Origin of the sequence: Pseudomonas sp. NPDC089743, assembly GCF_044748785.1 — a bacterium.
GTDB classification, from domain to species: domain Bacteria; phylum Pseudomonadota; class Gammaproteobacteria; order Pseudomonadales; family Pseudomonadaceae; genus Aquipseudomonas; species Aquipseudomonas putida_X.
Window position 1 is genome coordinate 38,755 of the sequence record NZ_JBIVGS010000002.1, and the last position, 17,509, is coordinate 56,263.

Annotated in this window: 11 protein-coding genes and 1 pseudogene; 5 read left to right on the forward strand and 7 right to left on the reverse strand. The window is 64.0% G+C overall.

Annotation, left to right across the window (positions count from 1 at the left end; translation table 11 throughout):
- Window positions 1-7 precede the first annotated feature (7 nt).
- Entirely contained in the window at window positions 8-5,887 is a 5,880-nt protein-coding gene (gene mnxG / locus ACIPZC_RS03625) for a manganese-oxidizing multicopper oxidase MnxG (RefSeq protein WP_400624883.1), read from the reverse strand.
- A 310-nt stretch (window positions 5,888-6,197) separates the two neighbouring features.
- Between mnxG and ACIPZC_RS03630 the strand changes: the two genes are divergently transcribed.
- Window positions 6,198-6,485: a hypothetical protein gene (locus ACIPZC_RS03630; protein ID WP_012314315.1), complete on the forward strand. Its 288-nt coding sequence runs from the start codon at window positions 6,198-6,200 to the stop codon at window positions 6,483-6,485.
- Between the two features lie 85 nt (window positions 6,486-6,570).
- Here ACIPZC_RS03630 and ACIPZC_RS03635 read toward each other — a convergent pair whose 3' ends face one another.
- From ACIPZC_RS03635 to ACIPZC_RS03655, 5 genes and pseudogenes are all read right to left on the reverse strand, one after another.
- Window positions 6,571-6,831, reverse strand: a complete 261-nt coding sequence (locus tag ACIPZC_RS03635) for a DUF1652 domain-containing protein (protein WP_241805745.1) — start codon at window positions 6,829-6,831, stop codon at window positions 6,571-6,573.
- Window positions 6,785-6,961: a hypothetical protein gene (locus tag ACIPZC_RS03640; protein WP_241805930.1), complete on the reverse strand. Its 177-nt coding sequence runs from the start codon at window positions 6,959-6,961 to the stop codon at window positions 6,785-6,787. Before ACIPZC_RS03640 ends, ACIPZC_RS03635 begins: the two co-directional genes overlap by 47 nt.
- A gap of 90 nt (window positions 6,962-7,051) precedes the next feature.
- Window positions 7,052-7,923, reverse strand: a pseudogene (locus ACIPZC_RS03645) (pirin family protein).
- 101 nt (window positions 7,924-8,024) lie between these two features.
- Window positions 8,025-8,897 (reverse strand): alpha/beta fold hydrolase, encoded by an 873-nt coding sequence (locus tag ACIPZC_RS03650; protein ID WP_400624886.1) that lies wholly within the window; start codon window positions 8,895-8,897, stop codon window positions 8,025-8,027.
- 21 nt (window positions 8,898-8,918) lie between these two features.
- Entirely contained in the window at window positions 8,919-9,539 is a 621-nt protein-coding gene (locus ACIPZC_RS03655; protein ID WP_241805748.1) for a LysE family translocator, read from the reverse strand.
- Window positions 9,540-9,676: 137 nt separating this feature from the next.
- Between ACIPZC_RS03655 and ACIPZC_RS03660 the strand changes: the two genes are divergently transcribed.
- On the forward strand, window positions 9,677-10,156 hold the full coding sequence (locus ACIPZC_RS03660) for a GNAT family N-acetyltransferase (RefSeq protein ID WP_241805749.1): 480 nt from the start codon (window positions 9,677-9,679) through the stop codon (window positions 10,154-10,156).
- A gap of 87 nt (window positions 10,157-10,243) precedes the next feature.
- Here the strand turns inward: ACIPZC_RS03660 and ACIPZC_RS03665 are convergent, their stop codons facing one another.
- The gene (locus tag ACIPZC_RS03665; RefSeq protein ID WP_400624889.1) at window positions 10,244-11,416 is read right to left on the reverse strand and encodes an MFS transporter; all 1,173 of its coding nucleotides are present in this window, start codon (window positions 11,414-11,416) and stop codon (window positions 10,244-10,246) included.
- A gap of 179 nt (window positions 11,417-11,595) precedes the next feature.
- On the opposite strand from ACIPZC_RS03665, the gene mexE reads away from it, so the two are divergent.
- Genes mexE through ACIPZC_RS03680 form a run of 3 tightly spaced genes read left to right on the forward strand, consistent with a single transcriptional unit; the run spans window position 11,596 to window position 17,441 of the window.
- Entirely contained in the window at window positions 11,596-12,837 is a 1,242-nt protein-coding gene (gene mexE / locus ACIPZC_RS03670; protein WP_400624891.1) for a multidrug efflux RND transporter periplasmic adaptor subunit MexE, read from the forward strand.
- A 12-nt stretch (window positions 12,838-12,849) separates the two neighbouring features.
- Window positions 12,850-16,029 carry an efflux RND transporter permease subunit gene (locus tag ACIPZC_RS03675; protein ID WP_400624893.1) on the forward strand — a complete coding sequence of 1,060 codons (3,180 nt, stop codon included), beginning with the start codon at window positions 12,850-12,852 and terminating at the stop codon, window positions 16,027-16,029.
- The gene (locus ACIPZC_RS03680) at window positions 16,026-17,441 is read left to right on the forward strand and encodes an efflux transporter outer membrane subunit (protein WP_400624895.1); all 1,416 of its coding nucleotides are present in this window, start codon (window positions 16,026-16,028) and stop codon (window positions 17,439-17,441) included. The genes ACIPZC_RS03675 and ACIPZC_RS03680 overlap by 4 nt, the downstream gene beginning before the upstream one ends.
- Window positions 17,442-17,509 lie beyond the last annotated feature (68 nt).

The following is a 17,509-nucleotide window of genomic DNA, read 5'->3' on the forward strand; positions in this document are numbered from 1 at the left end:
CCTTTTCTTATTGTGCCGGCGCCGTTGCCGGCGGTGCGTCGTCGGTAACCCGCAGAATCCCCCACAGCCCCGATGTATTGCCGTAGGCGGCGTAGTCACGGAACAGGTAGTCGCCCGGTACGGCGTTGGCGCCCCCGGCGCTGGGCAACATGAAGCTGAAGTGCGCGGCGGGCAGCACGCTCTCCTGGGCACCGATGTACATCGACATCGGGTTGTAGCCAAAGCGTACCGAGCCGATACCAGGCTGCTTCATTGGATAGCCATCGAGGTCATTTTTCTCGGCCTGGAAGGCATGCAGCGGCCACAGGTGCCCATCGAGCTGGTAGGTGATGCCACGGCTGCCGCCACTGGGCATCACCACATGGCTGCGCACGGGTTGGCCGGGCTTGGCATAAAGCACCGGGGTTTGCGGGTCGCTACCCACCAGGGCATTGCTGTAGGCCATGTGCGCGTTCGGTACATCGCCGAACCCAAAACCATCGGCACGGCCGAACGGAGCGTCCGGTGCCAGGCCGAAGCGCAACCACAGCGGCTCGGTCTTGTAGTTGATGGCCATGTTGCCGTTGTCTTTCGGGTCACCCGGCACACCGTTGCCTTCGGTGGCGATACCCTCTACCGGGCGGCCGTCGGCCCAACGCATGTTCAGCGCCCGCTGCCAGACGGTGACGAAGTCACGGTAGTCTGGCTGGCCACTGACCTTGACCGTGGCTTGCGCCCGGCTGGCCGCGTCCTCGGTAAAGGTAGCGGTCTGCGGCAGGATGCTCATGGCACCGACCAGGCCTTTCTGCGGTTGCTTGATGACATCCGCCGGGGTCAGGTTGAGAGCGCCGAACTCGATTGCCGTGGTGCGGATGTTGTCCACCGTGCGGCCCAGTTGCAGCACCGGCTTGCCTTCGCGCTCCAGGTGCCCGGCATAGTACTGGTACACCCTGGTCGGGTAGGCACCGCTGTTACCGCTGCGCGGCGGTACGGTCTGCACCGGGTTGAGGCCGACGTTGACACCATCGGACTTGGTGATGTCATAGGCCAGCAGTTGGGCGTGCAGGCCGACGTGGCTGGAGGGCCGAATCAGGTTGTTGTTGAAGGCGGTGGAGCCTTCGCTGTCGTTGCGATCGCGCTTGACCACGTTCTGCATCACCGCCGTGCTGGGCAGGTCCGGCATCACCAGCGGCAGGCGGTTCTCCAGGGTGATGCTGATGCAGTCCCCGGCATTGGCGCGCAACACCAGAGGCTCGACCGGCACCCCAGCCTTGAGCTTGCCGGTGCTGGTATCCAGGTCGGCCTTGCGCACGTACAGCACGGCGGTCGGGTCGTGCAGGGGCGCGCTGTGCCCGCCCACGGTGAAGGTGGTGCCATCCTCCTCGTCGGTCACCGTCACCTGCGGGATGCTGGTGGTACGGCTGTTGAATACCAGGGTGCCGCCATTGGCCTTCAGCGGGCCGCCGACGTGCTGGCCGATACCGGCCGGGTCGCTGATGCTCACACCTTGGCGGTTTTCCAGGATGTCGTTGGCCAGCGCGGCGACCACTTCGTAGTTGCGCTTGACCGTTGGCCGGCTGCCGACGCCGCTGGGGTTGGCCGTGGTTCTCGGGCAGATACCATCGAAGTTGACGGTGTTGCGCATGGCTACCGGCTGCGGGTTGTTCGGCAGCGCGAACAAGTCGGCCCGTTGCGCGGTGTAGTTGCGCATGACGCCCCAGATGCCGTTCCAGTAGCCTTCCAGCGCCGCGTCCAGTGAATACAGGTAGTCACCATTGGTGGCTGCCGAGCTGGAGATCATCGATACCGGCGCCAGGAAGCCCAGTTGCTCGGAAATGCCGATCATCTGCGATGACTTCCATCCCGAGTTGGAGCTGCTGCCGTAGCCGGTGCCGTTCTGCAGCCATTTGACGCCGTGCATCGTGACGTTGTGCTCCTCCTCATAGCCGCCAGCGTGCATACGCAACCGCACGTTGTCGCCAGAGTAGGTACGCAGCATCGGGGTGAACGGGTCGCCTGGCTCGCTGCCTGCTGTATTGATGTGCGGTGGGAACAAGGTGGTGCCACCCGTGGGGCCAACCGCCGAGTTGATCGCCGAGGGGGCCAGGTTCATGGCCGGGATGGCTCGGTCGGTACGGCTCTGCAGGGCATACCCCAGGTCGCCCCCGAGGCCATCGGCCTGCATGCCGCGTTTGCCATCCGGCGCCACCTTGTTCGGGTCGAAGACGCGCAGGGCCAACGGCTCGTTGCGGTAGTTGACGACGAACATGCCCGGGTCATCCACCGAGATCGCCTGTGGGCATGGCCGGGTCGGGCAACCCGGGTTGAGGCCACCGCGTGATTCGACGATCGACTCCAGCAGGTTCGAGGCTTTCTGCCGCACGGGCGGGTTGATGGCGTAGCGGAAGCTGTCGGCCGAGGCTGGGTAGGCCTGGGCGTTGGGCACGCCATCGGGGCCGGCGCCCACATACACGCCTGCTTCATAGGCATGCTGGAAGTCGCTGTACTCGAGGAAGAACTCGCGGTAGCTATCGTTCTTGCCATCGCCGTCATTGTCGCCGGTATTGATCACCGCCTGCCACGAGGTCGGGCCACCGTCCTGGCGCAGTGCCGGGTTGTACAGCTGCTCGCCGGTTTCGGCGTGGTGCCAGGTAGAGCCGGCAGGCTCGGCCAGCACAGTGGCGTACAGGCCCAACTGCTGGTGGGTCGATGGGCCGAAGTGGTCATGGGTGAAGATGGTGCCCAGCCCCCGGTCGACGTTATGCACGTTGACCAGTGGGTCGGCGAACCAGCGCTGCATGGCCGTGCGCGCGCCCACCCAGTCGGCCCGGCCAAAGCGGCCGAAGTACGGGTGCGGCTTGGCCGTCGGGCAGGCTGCAGTGCCGTCGCGGCTGTCGCCCTCGGAACAGCCATTGAACGCACGGATGGCATGCACGCGCTCCACCACGCTGCCGGGCGAGAGGACACCGTCTTCGTAGTTCCAGCCGTTGGCCGAACCGTCGGCTGAGGTCAGGTCCCACTTGGGCAGGTGGATGTGCTGGCCGATCACATCGGTCGGTGTACGCACCTGGTAGTCGTCCATTTCATAGAACGCCGGGATCAGGTTGGTCTGCTGGTACATGGTGCAGTCGAAGGTGTTCATGCGCATCACCAGCGGCTCTGGCGGGCGCTGCTTGGTGATCACCGGCCAGGCGTCTTCCCACAGCGCAAGGATGCGCGTCTGCGGGAAGTGATAGCCGACCTTGTTGAACACCGCGTCGAACTGGATATTGGCCGCCTTGTAGATGCGAGGACGGTCGGCAGTGAACGTGGAGGCACCCCGGAAGCTGATGCTGCTCAGGGTTTCGCCGCTGTTGTATTCGCCCGTGGACGAGGCTTGGGTCAGACGTTTGCCGCGGTCATCCATGCACGGCTCGAAGAAGGGGGCGCCGGCGGTTGGCAGAGCACCATTGGTGCGAAACGCCTTGGCCACCGGCTGGCTGCCAGGGATCAGGGCAAAGCTTGGGTGCTCGGCCTTGGCGTGGAACTGCATGGCGGCCTGCTCGACCTCGGTGCCCTCCTCGGGCAGGTAGATCGGTTTGGCCTTTTCTACCACCTTGGAGAAATCGAGCTTGGTGGTGGTGGTCACGGCTTCGCCCCCAGCGGAGACGCCATCGAGCGCATGTCTGCCCAGGCCGCCGTCCCATCCGTCGACCTGGTTGCCGTCGAGGTTGGCCCACAGCGCTGCGCCGCTGTCCTTGAGCTGGCGAGCCATGGCCGGGTCGAGCATGTCCAGCGGCGGGGTCGGCGGACGCTGGCCGACGCTGCTTTCCATACCGCCGATCCAGAAGGGGTAGCCTGGGTTTTTCAGGGTGCCATCAGCGTTGCGGTTGGTTTCACTGCGGTCGACCAGTGCCAGCGAGCCTATAGCCTTGGCCGCGCCCGGCGCACTGCTGTGGTCGTCATCGCCATGCTCTGGGTCTTCGTGATCGTCGTCACCTTCGGCGACCAGCTCTTGAGCCAGCTTCGGCACGACCACCACCTTGCCCGGCATCGGCGCCATGGCTTTGCCTGGCAGTGGCACGATCGCCGGTATCGGCGTACCCGCGATGATTTCGCCGTCAGGCAGCGCACGTGCGCCGGCCGCCGGCTTGCCGCTGCGCAGGGCGAACGGCGTGTCATGGAAGCCATCCTGCCCCTGCCCGCTGACTTCCAGGCGGGTCCCCTCCTCGAACACATCGTGCACCCGCCACATGGCCCACATGCCTTGGGCGAAGTGCGGATAGAAGTGGCAATGGTAGATGGCATCGCCCGCCACACGGTTACGGTTGCCCGAGCCGCCGTTGGCTATCTCATAGGTGTACCCCACACCTGGGCCTATGCCCTGGGCATCGATGTAGTCGGAGTTGTCGTCATTGGGGTTGAACAGCCACTGGTGACCGTGCAGGTGGAAAATGTGCTGCTCATGGCCGTTGTGGGTGTTGCGGAACTTGGTGAAGTCGCCAATGTAGCTGTGGTGCACGTTGGACGGCTCGGATGGGTACAGCGCCATGCTGGCCTTGACGCCAGTGGCGCTGGCCGGTGGGGTATCGCCTGGGCGAATGTGTTCAAGGCCGACGTTGGCTGGCACGTCCACCAGGGTGCCGATATCACCCACGGTGTGGGCGCTGAGGAAGAACTCCTCGAAGGCGCAGGACAGGCAATCGTGCATCGGCCCGACACCCAAGCGGTTGGCAACGACTTCAGCACCCATGCCGCCCGAGCCGTAGTTGATCATGAAGGCGTCGCGCGCAGGCTCCAGCACGTGGCCCATGACAGGGTCAGCCCAGTAGGCGGGGAAGGCCTGAGTGGAGGCCACTTCATCGGCAAACTGCGAGGCGAAGTCGCGAAACGCTTCCAGCCGGTTGGGCAAGGCCGGGTTGCGCTTGTTGATGCTTTCCAGAGGGTAGGTGGAACGTGGGAAGCTACCGTCCGGGTTGGGCCCCATGACGATGGCATCGGTTTCACTGCTGAGGATTTCGTTGCCGTCGACCATCGCGATGATCGGCTTGCCCGCCTTGCCTTCGGCAATCCACGGCTCAACCTGAGGGTAGCGGGCCTCATAATCGACCACGGGCTGGCCGGTGGCGGCACGGCCGGTACTGGCCAGGCGCATCTCCTCTTCGCTCAGGGTGTTGCGGTAGGTGCGCCCACCTTTGGGCACCACGACCACTTGGCCAAACAGGCCATTGGCTACGTTGCCGGCGTTACCCTGGCCGCCGAACGTAGCGCCCTGGCTGGTGGCGGCGAAAGCACCTTCGCGTTCGGCATAAAGGGTGTAACTGCGGGTGGCGCCTGGGGCGATCAGGAAGTTGCCGTTGCGGCCGGTGTTGGCGGCAATGTCGCCGATGCTGTTGACCGCCTGCAGGCCATTGACCTGAAAGCCGACGTGGCGATCCGTGACCTGCTCGTCGACAACGAAGTTGTCGCCGCCCTCATCTTCCACCTCTGCGGCTTCTTCGCCTTCTTCGCCTTCTTCTTCCTCTACACCTTCGACCTCGTTTTCATCATGGTCGATACCGTGTTTATTGGGATTGGCCTGGTAAGCCAAGAGATTGGTCAGGTTGACCGTCAGGCAATCACCCGCGGCCACCCGCAGCACTATGGGGCGCGGGCGTTTGTCCGGGCGCAGGGTTACCTTGCCCGGCACTGCAGCGCCCCCCTTGCTCAGCGGTACCTGGTGTTCGTCCACCACATCCTGGCGCAGGGCGAACATCATGCCGTTGGCGTTTTGCGCACCAAGGCGGTTGAACATCAGCGGCTGGTCCAGGGCAATCACGTTGGCCACCAAGGTGCGCTGGCATTGCACAGCCGCTTCGCTGGTTGCTGTAACGCTCAGCAGGGCCAATACAAGTGATGTGAGGACGGGGCCTTTATTGGGGGTCGACATGCTGCACCTCCGGGACACAGAAACTGTGCAAGAGGGTCAGCAAGGTGTATGCCAGAAGAAAATTTTCTTTTAGATCAACGCCTTGGATTGGCAATTGAACCAGATTGGGGAGGATTCCCCGCTGCGATCCCCACATCAGGGGATGGTATTGGTGGTCATTGCGGGGGTGGCTCACCAGGCCATGGGTATTCACTGATAGCTGGGGGGCCGGCGTGAATGTCCTGTCAACAACCTTAGAAAATAATTGAACGTCCGCGCTCACCCGCTTTCAAGATGATGATTGAGACCAACTCCCTGGAGCCCCGCAACGATGAAGATGCCCGGCCGCGCCCCGAACGCCAATGTGCAACTCGATTATGTGCGCGACACGCTGTTTGGCCCGGTCGCCCTGAGCGTTGAATGCCAGTGCCAGCTCGCCGCGCTTAATTTACAGGGCCGCCCTGCCCTGCGCTTGCACATCTGCCCGCCGCTTCCGGACAAAGTCGAGCGCGCGCACAGTGTGGCTTTCGTGTGGGATGGCCGCAGTTACCACGGCGTCGTTCGTGACAAGGGCAAATGCGGCGATGGCGGGCTTAATCTACTGGTTGAATTGCAATGAAGCGGCGGTCAACCAACTTGAACTGGCAGGGGACTGACCTATATGTGCCACGGCCAGCCTCGGCTGACCTTGGCACACCGTGTGGTCAGGCAGTGGCCCTTAGCGACGCTGGCTGACGGTCGCGCAGCGCATGCAGCTGATCGACCAGTTTCACCACGTCACGGCAACTGTTCAGGTCCTGCAATGAGACCCCACTGAGCGTCACGCCCTGTTCCATGTTCTGCCCATGAGCCAAACGAATGGTCAGGCTGGTGCCGTCCAGGCAACTGACTTCACAGTGATCAGGCAGGCAGGCCTGTTCAATCATTTGCCTCATTTCCAGCATCGAAACGCCTATCAATGACATTGTCGCGACCCTCTCTTGAGTGGATGGCCTGTTTATTGGAATACGCCTTTGGCAGGCGCGGTGCCAATTGATAATGAGCATGCCAGGGCGGCCGTCCATGCGCCGCGGCAATAGTGATGCGGAGAATCATCTAGCACCTTAGTAAAAGAACGGGCACGCCCTGCTACCGTTCGATCCAATCATGGCACTTCACGACAGGCGGTCAGCGGTGCAAGGCCGGTCAGTGTGGCTCAGCCGCCATCTGGCCGAAGCGCCCGGCATGGAAATCATCGAAGGACTCGGCAATTTCCGCCTGGCTGTTCATCACGAATGGCCCGTAGCCCACGATCGGCTCGTCGATTGGCTCGCCGCTGAGCAGCAGCACACTTGCGCCAGCGCCTCGATGGCCACGTCTTCGCCCGCTCGCTCCAGCAATACCAGGCTGGCCGGCCCGGCGTCACGCTCACCATTGACCCGCACAGTGCCCCGCAGCACCACAAGTGCAGCATTGCGGCCAGCAGCGACTGGCAGTTGCAGCGCAGCACCTGCACCCAGGCGCATGTCCCAGACATCCATCGCGGTGAAGGTGCGCGCCGGGCCTGGGTGCCCTTGGTAGCTGCCGGCGATGACCCGCAGGCTGCCTGCCTGGCCCTGCAGCGGCACTTGCGGGATATCCGCTGCCAGTAGCGTCTGGTAACCGGCAGCGGCGCGTTTGTCCTGGGCAGGCAGGTTGACCCACAGCTGCACCATTTCCAGTGTGCCGCCACTGCGGCCGAACGCCGGGGAATGGAATTCCTCGTGGAGGATGCCGTTGGCGGCCGTCATCCATTGCACATCGCCAGGGCCAATCAGGCCGCCGGCGCCAGTCGAATCACGGTGCTCCAGTTCGCCCTGATAAACGATGGTCACCGTTTCGAAACCACGGTGAGGGTGCTGGCCTACGCCACGCCGGGCACTGGTGGGGGTGAAGGCACGCGGGCCGGCATAATCGAGCAGCAGGAACGGGCTGATCTGGCTGGCCAGGTTGTCGTAGGTGAACAGGCTGCGCACCGGGAAGCCATCCCCCACCCAGTGGGTGTGGGGGCTGCGGTGAATACCCAGGATCTTTTTCATGAGAAGTCTCCTCTCTAAGGCTAAGTTAACCTTACCAATGAGACCAATCGGCCGGTAGCCCGCGCAAATGGCATGCATCGTCCCAGCGATGGAACAGTGATTCAGCCCTGCAGGTATTCCAGTACCTGCTGCGTTGCCATGCCGGGGTCTTCCTGCATGAAACAATGGCCTCCGGCGACCTGGCAGGCTTCGACACTGGGGTTGATCGACGCCAGCCGCTGCACCGAACGTGGCACGAAGGGATAGGTCTGCTCGCCATACAGCACCCGGGTGGGCGTTTGGATGGCGGCAAGATGCGCCCACATGCGCGTGGGGAACGAACTGAAAATTTCCACTTCTCGGCTCGGCCGGCACTTGAGCACCACGCCTTCACCGCACTCACCGATGGCATGTTCGATGTAGGCCTGCAGCGCGGCATCGCTCCAGCCCTTGAAGATGCCCCGCCCCTGCAGCGAAGCCAGTGCCGCTTCGCGGTCGGGCCAATGGCTGCGGCGGTTGGCGGCCTTGCGTGCCAGGGCGTGCCGGCGGTGCAGCCCCATCAGCGCGGCAGCCCCCATGACCCCGATCATGCGCCGGCTGAACAATACCGGGTCGAGCAATACGGCGCGCTCGAACAACGCAGGCCTGCTGGCCAGGATGAGCCCCGTGAGCACGCCGCCAAAACTGTGCCCCAGTGCATAGCGAGGTACCTCGCCGTACTCGCCACGGCCTGCTTCGAAAGCCTCAACCGCCAACTCAGCCGTGCGGTTCCAACCGCGGAACACACCGCCATGGTCACTGTCGCCATGCCCCTGCACATCACTGAGCCACAGGTCGAAGTGCTCGCCCAGACGCGCCAGCATCGGCTGGTAGGCCAGGCAGCAAAAGCCATTGCCGTGCAAAAAGTGCAGCAGCGGCTTGCCGCTGGCCGGCGAGCGCCAGCCGCGCAAGGTGAAACCTTCGGAGCATTGGTGAGACCAGGGGATCAACTGCATGGGTGTGCCGTACTCGACGCGTTACGAAAACGCCGATTCTACAAACAGCAGCGGGTAAAGCGATATCACCAGCAGCAAGGCCATCAGGACATTGAACAGCATCAGCCAGCGCGGGTTCTGCAGCAGGTTACGCAGCGCACTGCCAAACATCACCCACACGCCGACGCTGGGCAGGTTGACCAAGGCGAACACAGCCGCGATGACGATCACGTTCATCACATAGCCCTGGGCCGGTGTGTAGGTGGTGATCGCCCCTACCGCCATGACCCACGCTTTGGGGTTGACCCACTGGAACGCTGCAGCCCCCCAGAAGCCAAGTGGCTTGCGGGCATTGGGCGAATTGGTGCTCAGCGGGCCGGAAGTGGCGATCTTCCACGCCAGGTAGAGCAAATAGGCAGCGCCCACGTAACGCAGCACGGTGTACAACGCAGGCCAGGCCTTGAACACCTCGCCCAGGCCCAGGCCAACGGCCAGCACCAGGACCATGAAGCCGATGCTGATGCCCAGGGCATGAGGGATGGAGCGCCGCACGCCAAAGTTCACCCCTGATGCCAACAGCATGGTGTTGTTGGGGCCCGGGGTGATGGAGGAAACGAAGGCAAACAGCACAAAGGCCATCAGCAGGTCGAAAGAGGCAAGCATGGCAGGCGTTCCAGAATCGTTATGAGTGGTGTCACACTACGGCAGTCGCCTTCCGCGCGACCGGTACAGTTACATTAAATTACGCAGATACACATGACTGTATCGATGAAACACCCTGCATTTCAAGGAAGCCCAGCATGAGCCTTACCATTCGCCCCGCAGTACGCACTGACGCCGCGCAGATTCTTGCTTTCATCACCGAACTGGCCGATTACGAGCGGGCACGCCACGAAGTCATCGCCACACTCGCCGATATCGAGCACAGCCTGTTCGATGAAGGCAGCACGGTGCACAGCCTGATCTGCGAGCGCGATGGCCAGGCAGTGGGCTTCGCCGTGTATTTCTATAGCTATTCGACCTGGCTGGGGCGCAACGGTATTTACCTGGAAGACCTATACATCACGCCAGAACAGCGCGGCGGTGGCGCAGGCCGCGACCTGCTGCGGCACATTGCCCGCGAAGCCGTGGAGAACCGCTGCGGGCGGTTGGAGTGGAGCGTGCTGGACTGGAATGAGCCGGCGATCGGGTTCTACAAATCGCTGGGGGCCGAGCCGCAGGATGAGTGGGTGCGGTACCGGTTGGATGGGGACAAGCTGCTGCAGTTTGCCCGGGGTTGACCGGTAGCCCGGATGCCCTTGCCGGTTGGTCGGTCGCTGGCAGTGCCGGCGACGGGGCCGGTATTGCCTACATCGATTTCCCGCCCGTCACGCGCTGCTGCGCACCCGCTGCATCACCATCCCCACCAACACCACATTGACCAAGGCCAACAGGCACAAGGTCACCAGCACCCCCATCGCGCCGAAGTGCTCGAACAGGTAGCCCCCCACCACGGGCGTCAACGCCTGCCCGATCAGCGAAGGCCGCGACATGCGCCCCATCAACAGCACGTATTGCGCGGGCGGCATCATCGCCAAGGGTAACAGCCCGCGCACGATCGCCCGCAAGCCATTACCGCAACCGAACACCAGCAGGCCCACGGCCGTGGCCGCCGGGACCAGCGTCACCAGCAGCAGGCCGACCAGCACCAGGCTGACCCAGGCCAGCGCCGTCCAGATCGGATGGCGTTGGCCGGCCAGAATCTGCAACACCCTGGAGGCCACCTGGCTGGGGCCGAGCATCGCCGCCAGGCCGATGGCCACAGGCAACGAATGCCCAAGGCCCTGGAGCACGGCCACCAGTTGCACCGCAATGGCGGTCATGATGATCGCGCCAATGGCGAACATACCGGTCAACAGCAGGTAAAGCTGGCGATCGACCCCAATCGCGGTGCCTTGGCCCTGCGCCCTGCGTACCTCCACCCGCCCTCCGGCCGGCAACACCCGCCAATACAGCGGCGCCACCACCAACAGCAGCACCAGCGCATAGCAACCGCACGTGGTGCGCCAGCCCAGGTGTTCGATGGCCAGGGCCACGGTGGGCCAGGACAGGGTCGAGGCGAAGCCGGCGATCAGCGTGATCCCCGTGATGGCTTTGCCCGCACCCTCGCCATACAAACCGCCAAGGGTGGCGAACAGTGCCTCGTACAGCCCCATTGCCATACCCACCCCGATCACCACCCAAGCCAGCAAGAACAGCGCCAGGCTCTGGCTGGTGGCCATGATCAGCAAGCCCACCGCGACCACCGCGCCGCTGGCGGCCATCTGTGGACGGCCACCGAAGCGTGCGATCAGGCGGCTGGACAGCGGGGCGCACAGCGCCGAGACCATCAAGCTCAGCGATAGCGCACCGTACACCCACTGGCTGGGCCATCCCGTATCGTGGTTGATCGGCTCGGCCATCACCGCCATGAGGAAGAACGAACCGCCCCACACCAGGATTTGCAGAACGCCCAGGCAGACGATGCCAAGGGGCCCGGGGAGTTGGGGGGAGCTGTTCACGGTCGGGCCTTGGGTCACATGCGGGGAGAGATTAGAACGGGCACCCTACCATGCTCGCCATTGATGAAATATCCCGACATATCATTGCGCGTGATATTAACCTTCGCTGCGTTCGATTCGTGCGTCACGCGCAAGGCACTCACACTCCGCCCACTACTAATACTTTGGCGGAGTTCTCCATGGACCACTCACTCAAACCCCTGCGCTTTCCCCTCGCTGCCCTGGCAGTGGTGGTGCTCAGCGCTTGTGGCCGCACCCCAGATGCCGTGCAGGCTCCCGCCGCGCCCAAGGTCACCGTCGCCAAGGTGATCGAGCAGCCGATCAACGAATGGGACGAATTCACTGGCCGCCTCGAAGCACCGGAAACCGTCGAAGTACGCCCGCGCGTGTCCGGCCAGATCGACCTGGTGGCCTTCACCGAAGGCGCCAAGGTCAAGAAAGGCGACCTGCTGTTCCAGATCGACCCCCGCCCGTTCCAGGCTGAAGTGCGCCGCCTCGAAGCCCAGTTACAGCAGGCCAAGGCCACCGCCGTGCGCAGCGCCAACGAAGCCCGCCGCGGCGAGCGCCTGCGTGACAGCAACGCCATCTCCGCCGAGCTTGCCGAATCGCGCAGCAGCGCAGCCGCTGAGGCCCGCGCCGGTGTCGATGCGATCCAGGCTCAGCTCGACCTGGCACGCCTGAACCTGAGCTTCACCCGCGTCACCGCGCCAATCAGTGGCCGCGTCAGCCGCGCCCAGTACACCGCCGGCAACATCGTTACCGCCGATGTCACGCCACTGACCAGCGTGGTCTCCACCGACAAGGTCTATGCCTACTTCGATGCCGACGAGCGCGTGTACCTCAAGTACACCCAGCTGGCGCGTGAAGGCCAGCGCGGCCAGGCCACCCCGGTCTACCTCGGCCTGACCAACGAAACCGGCAACCCGCACCTGGGCCACATGAACTTCGTCGACAACCAGGTCAACCCGCGCACCGGCACCATCCGTGGCCGTGCCGTGTTCGACAACCGCGACGGCCAGTTCACCCCTGGCCTGTATGCCCGCCTGAAGCTGGTGGGCAGCGCCCAGTACGACGCTGTGCTGATCAACGATGAGGCGGTGGGCACCGACCTTGGCAAGAAGTTCGTGCTGGTCATGGACAAGGACAACAAGGCCAACTACCGCGCCGTTGAATTGGGGCCCAAGCTCGAAGGCCTGCGTATCGTGCGCAGCGGCCTGGACAAGGACGACCGCATCGTGGTCAGAGGCCTGCAGCGGGTGCGCCCCGGCTCGCCAGTCACCCCCCAGGAAACACCGATGGCCAGCGAACAGACCCTCGCTGCCCTCGCCCAGCAGCGCCAGGCGCTGGAGGCCAGCAACCCGGCGCCAAAGGTGGCCGGCACCAATGCAAAAGTCGCCGGCGCCCAAGCGCCGCGCGGTTAAGGGACAACACCGATGAACTTCTCCAAATTCTTCATTACCCGGCCAATCTTCGCCGCGGTGCTGTCGCTGGTACTGCTGATCGCGGGCTCTATCTCGCTGTTCCAGCTGCCAATCAGTGAATACCCCGAAGTGGTGCCGCCTACCGTGGTGGTGCGCGCCAACTTCCCGGGCGCCAACCCCAAAGTGATCGGCGAAACCGTCGCCGCACCGCTGGAGCAGGCCATCACCGGTGTCGAGAACATGTTGTACATGTCCTCGCAGTCCACCGCCGACGGCAAGCTCACCCTGACCATCACCTTCGCCCTGGGCACCGACCTGGACAACGCGCAGGTACAGGTACAGAACCGTGTCACGCGCACCCAGCCCAAGCTGCCGGAAGAAGTGACCCGCATCGGTATCACCGTCGACAAAGCCTCGCCCGACCTGACCATGGTGGTGCACCTGACCTCGCCGGACAACCGCTACGACATGCTCTACCTGTCCAACTACGCCATCCTCAACATCAAGGACGAACTGGCACGCCTGGGCGGCGTGGGTGATGTGCAACTGTTCGGCATGGGCGACTACTCGCTGCGGGTGTGGCTCGACCCGAACAAGACGGCTTCGCGCAACCTGACCGCCGGCGACGTGGTCGCCGCCATCCGCGAGCAGAACCGCCAGGTGGCGGCAGGCCAACTGGGCGCCCCGCCCGCCCCCGGCTCGACCAGCTTCCAGTTGTCGATCAACACCCAGGGCCGGCTGGTCAACGAGGAAGAGTTCGAGAACATCATCATCCGCGCCGGTGCCGATGGCGAAATCACCCGCTTGAAGGACATCGCCCGGGTCGAGCTCGGCTCCAGCCAGTACGCCCTGCGCTCGTTGCTGAACAACCAGCCCGCAGTGGCCCTTCCGATCTTCCAGCGCCCTGGCTCCAACGCCATCGAGATCTCCGATGAAGTGCGGGCGAAGATGGCCGAGCTGAAGAAAAATTTCCCAGAAGGCATGGACTACAGCATCGTCTATGACCCGACCATCTTCGTGCGCGGCTCCATCGAAGCGGTGGTGCACACCCTGTTCGAAGCGCTGGTGCTGGTGGTGCTGGTGGTGATCCTGTTCCTGCAGACCTGGCGCGCCTCGATCATCCCGCTGCTGGCTGTGCCGGTGTCGCTGATCGGTACCTTCGCCGTGATGCACCTGTTCGGCTTTTCGCTCAACGCCTTGTCGCTGTTCGGCCTGGTATTGGCCATCGGTATCGTGGTGGACGACGCCATCGTCGTGGTGGAGAACGTCGAACGCAACATCGGGCTGGGCCTCAAACCGCTGGAAGCCACGCAAAAGGCGATGGGTGAAGTGACCGGGCCGATCATCGCCACCGCCCTGGTACTGTGTGCAGTGTTCGTGCCCGCCGCATTCATCTCCGGCCTTACCGGGCAGTTCTACAAACAGTTCGCCCTGACCATTGCCATCTCGACCGTGATTTCGGCGTTCAACTCGCTGACCCTGTCACCGGCCCTGGCCGCAGTGCTGCTCAAAGAGCACCACGCACCCAAGGACCGTTTCTCGCGGTTGCTGGAAAAACTGCTGGGCAGCTGGCTGTTCTCCCCGTTCAACCGCTTCTTCGACCGCGCCAGCCACAGTTACGTCGGTGGCGTGCGCCGGGTCATCCGCTCCAGCGGCATCGCCCTGTTCGTCTATGCCGGCCTGATGGGCCTGACTTACCTCGGCTTCTCGTCCACCCCGACCGGCTTCGTACCGGCCCAGGACAAGCAGTACCTGGTAGCCTTCGCCCAGTTGCCTGATGCCGCCAGCCTCGACCGCACCGAGGCGGTGATCAAGCGCATGAGCGAAATCGCCTTGAAGCAACCTGGCGTGGCCGACTCGGTAGCCTTCCCGGGCCTGTCGATCAACGGCTTCACCAACAGCCCCAACAGCGGCATCGTGTTCACCCCGCTCAAGCCGTTCGATGAGCGCAAGGACCCGAGCCAGTCGGCCGCTGCCATCGCTGCAGCCCTCAACGCCCAGTTCGCCGACATCCAGGATGCCTACATCGCGATCTTCCCCCCACCGCCGGTACAAGGCCTGGGCACCATCGGCGGCTTCCGTCTGCAGATCGAAGACCGCGGCAACCTGGGCTACGAAGCGCTGTACAAGGAAACCCAGAACATCATCGCCAAGAGCCACAACGTGCCGGAGCTGGCAGGCCTGTTCACCAGTTACCAGGTCAACGTGCCCCAGGTCGATGCAGCCATCGACCGGGAAAAGGCCAAGACCCACGGCGTGGCGATCACCGATATCTTCGACACCCTGCAGGTTTACCTGGGCTCGCTGTACACCAACGACTTCAACCGCTTTGGCCGCACCTACCAGGTCAACGTCCAGGCTGAGCAGCAGTTCCGCCTCGATGCCGAGCAGATCGGCCAGCTGAAGGTGCGCAACAACCTGGGCGAAATGATCCCGCTGGCGACCTTCCTGAAGGTCAGCGACACCTCCGGGCCAGATCGGGTGATGCACTACAACGGTTTCATCACCGCGGAAATCAACGGTGCGGCAGCCCCGGGCTACAGTTCCGGCCAGGCTGAAGCCGCGATCGAAAAACTGCTCAACGAGGAACTGCCCAACGGCATGACCTTCGAGTGGACCGACCTGACCTATCAGCAGATCCTCTCCGGCAACACCGCACTGTTGGTGTTCCCGCTGTGCGTGCTGCTGGCGTTCCTGGTGCTGGCGGCCCAGTACGAAAGCTGGAGCCTGCCACTGGCGGTGATCCTGATCGTGCCGATGACCCTGCTGTCAGCGATCACCGGGGTGATCGTGTCCGGTGGCGACAACAACATCTTCACCCAGATCGGCCTGATCGTACTGGTGGGCCTGGCCTGCAAGAACGCCATCCTGATCGTCGAGTTCGCCAAGGACGAGCAAGCCAAGGGGCTCGACCCACTGGCTGCGGTGCTGGAAGCCTGCCGCCTGCGCCTGCGGCCGATCCTGATGACCTCGATCGCATTCATCATGGGCGTGGTGCCGCTGGTGTTCTCCTCCGGGGCCGGCTCGGAGATGCGCCATGCGATGGGTGTCGCGGTGTTCTCGGGGATGATCGGCGTGACGGTGTTCGGCCTGTTCCTGACCCCGGTGTTCTTCTTCCTGATTCGCCGTTTCGTCGAACGTCGCCAGGCGCGCAAGGCCGAACGCGTTCAATCGCTGGAGAACCACGCATGAAGCTGCTCAAACCCCTGATCCCGAGCCTGCTGGCCCTGGCCCTCGCGGCCTGCGCGGTAGGCCCGGACTACAAAGCGCCAGCCACTGAGCCTGCGCGTATGGCCAGCGACGTGCCGGCCAAGGCCTTCGACCGTAGCCGCTTCGAGAGCGTGTGGTGGAAGCAGTTCGATGACCCGGTACTGAACCAGTTGGTGCAGGCTTCGCTGGACGGCAACCGCGACCTGCGCGTGGCCTTTGCCCGGCTCAAGTCGGCACGGGCGATCCGCGATGACGCCGCGAACGACCCGTTGCCAGTGGTTACCAGCCGCGCCAGCAGTGAGATCGGCAAGGGCCAGGTGCCCGGCCAGACCGATCAGCGGGTCAACAGCGAGCGTTACGACCTGGGCCTGGACATGGCCTGGGAGCTCGACCTGTTCGGCCGTATTCAACGCCAGATCGAGGCCAGCGACGCGCAGGCCGCGGCCGCCGAGGCCGACCTGCAACAGTTGCAGGTCAGCCTGATCGCCGAACTGGTCGACGCCTATGGCCAGCTGCGCGGTGCACAACTGCGCGAGAAGATCGCCGTGGCCAACCTCAAGACCCAGCAGGCGTCGCGCAGCATCACCGTGACCCTGCGTGACGCCGGGGTCGGCAACGAGCTTGACGTGGTACGCGCCGATGCCCGCCTGGCCGGCGTCGAAGCCACCGTGCCACAACTGCAGGCCGAGCAGGCACGGGCGCGTCATCGCATTGCCACCCTGCTCGGCCAACGCCCGGACGCCCTGAGCGTGGACCTCTCGCCCAAGGCCTTGCCGGCCATCGCCAAGGCACTGCCGGTGGGCGATCCGGGTGAGCTGCTGCGCCGCCGCCCGGATATCCGCAGTGCCGAGCGCCAACTGGCCGCTGCCACTGCCAATGTGGGCGTGGCCACTGCCGACCTGTTCCCGCGGGTGAGCCTGAGCGGCTTTTTGGGCTTTACCGCGGCGCGCGGTTCGCAGATCGGTTCGTCGGCCGCCAACGCTTGGGGGCTGGGGCCAAGCATCACGTGGGCGGCGTTCGATCTGGGCAGCGTACGGGCCCGCCTGCGCGGTGCCAAGGCCGATGCCGAAGGCGCCTTGGCCAACTATGAACAACAGGTATTGCTGGCCTTGGAAGAGTCGGCCAACGCCTTCAGCGACTATGACAAGACCCAACAGCGGCTGCTGTCGCTGATGCGCCAGAGCGAGGCCAGCCGCAAGGCGGCTGACCTGGCCTCAGTGCGCTACCGCGAAGGTACGGTGGATTATCTGGTGCTGCTCGATGCCGAGCGTGAGCGGCTGAGCGCCGAAGATGCACAGGCGCAGGGCGAGGTTGACCTGTATCGCGGCATTGTTTCGATCTACAAGGCGCTGGGTGGCGGCTGGCAACCGGAAACGGTGGCCAGCGCGCGCTGAGTCCTCTCTCTTCAACGACTCCTTTGGTTGGTTCCTCCCCCAACCGTTTGCCCCGCTGGCCTTGGCTT